Annotated in this window: 4 protein-coding genes; all 4 read right to left on the reverse strand. The window is 40.0% G+C overall.

The genetic code is table 11. The features are described from left to right. Positions 1-49 precede the first annotated feature (49 nt). The 4 genes from H043_RS30065 to H043_RS30390 all read right to left on the reverse strand — a co-directional run bounded on the left by H043_RS30065 (position 50) and on the right by H043_RS30390 (position 4,217). On the reverse strand, positions 50-988 hold the full coding sequence (locus H043_RS30065; protein WP_197018294.1) for a glycosyltransferase family 4 protein: 939 nt from the start codon (positions 986-988) through the stop codon (positions 50-52). A 357-nt stretch (positions 989-1,345) separates the two neighbouring features. After that, complete coding sequence (locus tag H043_RS30070; protein ID WP_014067518.1) at positions 1,346-2,617, reverse strand: O-antigen ligase; 1,272 nt, start codon at positions 2,615-2,617, stop codon at positions 1,346-1,348. Then, complete coding sequence (locus H043_RS0126235) at positions 2,610-3,551, reverse strand: hypothetical protein (protein WP_014067519.1); 942 nt, start codon at positions 3,549-3,551, stop codon at positions 2,610-2,612. The genes H043_RS30070 and H043_RS0126235 overlap by 8 nt, the downstream gene beginning before the upstream one ends. A 42-nt stretch (positions 3,552-3,593) precedes the next feature. Further along, complete coding sequence (locus H043_RS30390; RefSeq protein WP_155953521.1) at positions 3,594-4,217, reverse strand: hypothetical protein; 624 nt, start codon at positions 4,215-4,217, stop codon at positions 3,594-3,596. Positions 4,218-4,325: the final 108 nt, after the last annotated feature.

Genomic DNA, 4,325 nt, shown 5'->3' on the forward strand with positions numbered 1-4,325 from the left:
GTGAGTTTCATGAGGCTGCTCCGGTTATTGTGGCGATTACAGAGTATCCCTATTTTTCGGATAAGTTCTTATACAAGACTTTCATAATGTCCGTTGCAATTATATTTGCAACCTCTTTGCTCGTTAGCAGGCAAGATGTATCTGCGGGTGAAATTTTTCCCTTAAAAGTGCGTTCTAAAATAGCATCAAAGCTTTCTGGGTCTAATGGATCGAACCTATTTTGCACAGGTACAATTTCTGGTGTACATCCAGCATAAATGGAAGCAATTACAGGAATACCACACCAAAGAGCCTCATTCGCAACTAGTCCCCATACATCCTCCAAAGTTGGAAAAACAAGAATATCCGCACTTCTATACACAGAGGGCATCACTTCAGGCTTCTGCGCAGGTAGAAAATAGGCATAGCGCAAACCAAGTTTTTCTGCTTTAACCTGTAGTCTATGTTTTTCAGGACCATCGCCTACCAATACCAAACTAAACTGATAACCCTTTCGCCGTATCCTTGCGGCTGCTTCCAGCAACAGATCAACTCCTTTACGCCCTATCATCTGACCCACAAAAAGAAGAACAGGCCGTGGATAGAAAGAAAATGTAGGTTCAACCTGTTCAGTAAATAGGGTTTCATCAACACAATTCTGTATCTGCAATATGCAATCTCTAGCAATACCTAAGCTCAAAAGATATTCTGTAGAAGTGAGTCCATAGCTAATCCATCTATCTACCACTCGAACAAACAGACGCCGCCAAAGTTTCTTTACTAATCCGATCGACCGTTCAGTGTGCAGGGTTCCTCCCCACCAAATCCATACAGGCTTTCGAAAGAGCTTACCATAAAAAACGGCTACCAAACTTCTAAAACCCATCTCGTTGGAGATGATTGCGTCCGGTTTGAAACGAAGCAAACTAGTGAAATATCCAGGGTTAACATGTAAATACCTCAAGTCAAAATACTGGGAACCTTTTCTTACAGACATAGGAATCGTCATTCCCCACACTTTTTCTACGCCTATGCCACTCTTACGGAGTTGTTCAACGACACCACTCCACGTGCTTCGATTAGCTTCATTCCCCGATACGAAAACCGCTACATCAAACTTCTTTGCCAGCTCTCTGTATACGGGGATCCGATACGGCGAAATAATATTCGTAAGTATAGCTAGTCGTGGCTTCATATCACAAAGACAAGGGTAAGATGAACGTATGGAAAGCGTATTAGGAACGCGGCCTTTTTATGTTAAGCCTATGTTTGTTTTATATATAGTAATTCAAATAACTGAGAGTCGGATCGGTTAGCACAAGTAGTGCTAACTTTAGCCAATTGAAGGAAAATATTCGCTTCAGATTTAACAATCGTTAAATCTTACGTTGCATAGTGCTTTTCTTTTTGAACGATGTAAAAAATTAAATATCGGTAAAATTAAGATATAAAAAAGTACATTAGGAATCTGCCCAAGTATACTGCTTGTTAAACTGTAAATCAGAATGGGCAAAACAGTAAACAAAAAAAGTGGTTTTTTCCAACTATTTCTTACGATTCTTAATAGTAAAATATTAAATAATGCAAGGCCCACAAAACCCTGTGAAAATAAAAGTTCAAACAGCATATTGTGTGCATGAGTAGGATGCCACACGGACTGTGCCTCAGATAACCATCTAAAACTACCCCATCCATATCCAAATAGAAAATGAAGCACATTTTCCTTAACTTTATCCCAAATCCAGATCCATAGCGTTAGTCTTCCAGTTAGTGATAATACTTCTTCGGGATTTCCAGACCTTGAAAATTGTTGAAGAGTATAAATAGAGGTGTTTGCAGCCAAAATCACAGTAATAACAGAGATGATCAAGCTTAAAACTATTTTAAGTACCCCGTAATACGTGCTTTTTCTTGTAGAACGGTATATATCAGAGAAAAGAAATGTCAACAAAAAAGCTATAAGTGGTGCTCGAGATACCGTAAAAACACAAGTAGTTAATGCAACAACCATGATCAGCAATCTAAAAACTGAAGATCGTAATGTAAGCCTTGCCACAAAAAAAGTAATAACAGATAGCATACCTAAGTGTGTCGGCGAATAAATACCAGACATACGTATTACACCATAATCATTCCATCTCCCTATATCAGGGAAAGCAAAATAATAAAACCAAGAAAGAAAAAGTCCGGAGAGCAATGCCATTAACAACACGCGAAAAAGAACCTCTAATCCATAGAAATAGAGGATTACGCCTGTTATAAAAATTACCCCAACAATTATCAGGATGGAACTTAACGCAAACTCCAATTTAGGTGCGTACAAAGCTGTAACCATACTAAATAGTAGCCAGGTATAAAGAGAAATGTTTGTTTTAAGGAATAGATTTAACAGTTTGTATCGAAACACATAGATAAATCCTAAAGCAAAAACGCTAATCCACACAACTATCTTCATCAAAACTTGGTAATCTAAACTAGTATCCATAACATATCTTATTCTAAATTGTGCATCGTTTACAACAATTAATATTCCGTAAAGCCATAGTAAAGCAGACTTTTTACCATACAGAGCAATAAATGATAGGAGCAGCACTATTCCAATAACTACAAGGCTTGCTAATCTCGCAAACTCATTCATTGTGTACATCCATGCGTTCAACAATTATTCGTTTGAACATCTCTGGAAACTCACTAACAATGTCACATTCACATTCGGCCCCATTTTCCAATACAATTCGATTTCTCCGCCAGTTTGGGAACCAAATAGTAGGACATTGGCCCAGAAACGAGGCCCAGGCTGAATAGGTTGATCCTGAAGCAATTAAGACAAATGAATTAGACATAGTAATTAACTCCGCAATAGCACTCGAACGGATTCTATGTACATTACCACTTTTATAAATAGACGCAATTTCCTCTTCTTGGGCATCACTAAACACATAAACAGGCGTGTCCTTTCCAAGTACTTCTCGCAACTTCTCTATCTGAGCGATATACCATGACAGCGGCAACCGAAATTTCCAAGGATTTTCTCTCATCATTGACAAATCTTCGGTAAACGGTAAATCACCAAACCGTATGTGCACACTAATTGAAGGCCAAGGGAGCTTCTTAACCATGGCTAAGTGCTTCGATGCCACAATACTCAACAAATGTTCTCTTAAGGTCTCATGATAACCCATCAGCGAGTTAAATAAATCCTTCATCCCCTCGAAAACTACAACATAATCCTCGCTCGATCGCAGGTCATGCGGTCCCTTTGAAAAAAACTCGTCTTCAGAAACCTTCTTTGCACTCAACAACAACCGCAGCTTCTTTCCACCACTTATATACTCTTCGGTTGGCCTAAAGTAGCCAAAATAGTGACGCTTGATATATTCTAATGCCAGCTTTGGCTTCTTTGACAGGTACAATTGTGGCCAAGTGGGCCAAATAAGACGCATACCATACTTTTTAGCAGCGACCACAGCCCTGGCCCAAGGAAATAGCAGGTTCCCCAAACCAGCTCCTGAAACCCTAATAAAACCCAAATGTGCATATTTCCACGGGAGCTTAGGATAAGCGTACAGCATCGTTCTCCATCCTTCAATCTTTTCTCAACCTCGGTGTTATCCTTATAATATAATATCAGTAGAAACCTCAACGCTGTATCCATCGAAGGCAACCCTCAAGCGATGAAGCAACTCATCCAAATGTGGATACCCTCCCGAACCTGTAAAATGTCGAGCATCGTCAATTAAGATCACGTGTCCTTTAACATTGTGATGTAAAATTGCGCTTATCTCACTCTCGATGGGACTCTCGATCGTCCCTCGCGCCGTTATCCCTCCACTGTAATGGGCGTCCAACCAGAACAATGCAGGCTCACGAATTTCCGAGCTAAGCAATTTTGGCAGGATCTCGCCGCTGTCACCCCACATTACTGTTACATTCCGGTAGCGCTGCAGTCTCAACTGGGCATCTTTAAATAATGTCTCATCAAGTTCAATTGTATAGACACGCATTCCCATTCGAGCCATCCATTCAGCCGTATCACCAAGATATGTTCCCGTCTCGATAAAAACACGCAATCCGAACGCCTTCGCATAAGCTCGAAGAGTATATAGCTTAACCAAATGAGGCGGTGGCGATTGACATCCGAGTTGTATCCATCTGAATGTTAAAGGAAGTTTGAGCAAAGGGTAGATCCAACGATAAACCCCCAGGCTTGTTAGATGCTTCTTGAGTTCTCTTTTCATATTCATGTTCATGCGTACAAGTTAGTTACTAACAGTAAGCTGGTAATTTTCTGTTTTTCTACTGCTAAAATAAAGAGCAACTGTCATAAACAGCGCAGATAACACCAC

The sequence above is a fragment of the Pseudomonas sp. URIL14HWK12:I6 genome (assembly GCF_000514195.1).
In the GTDB taxonomy this organism is placed as follows: Bacteria; Pseudomonadota; Gammaproteobacteria; order Pseudomonadales; family Pseudomonadaceae; genus Aquipseudomonas; species Aquipseudomonas putida_A.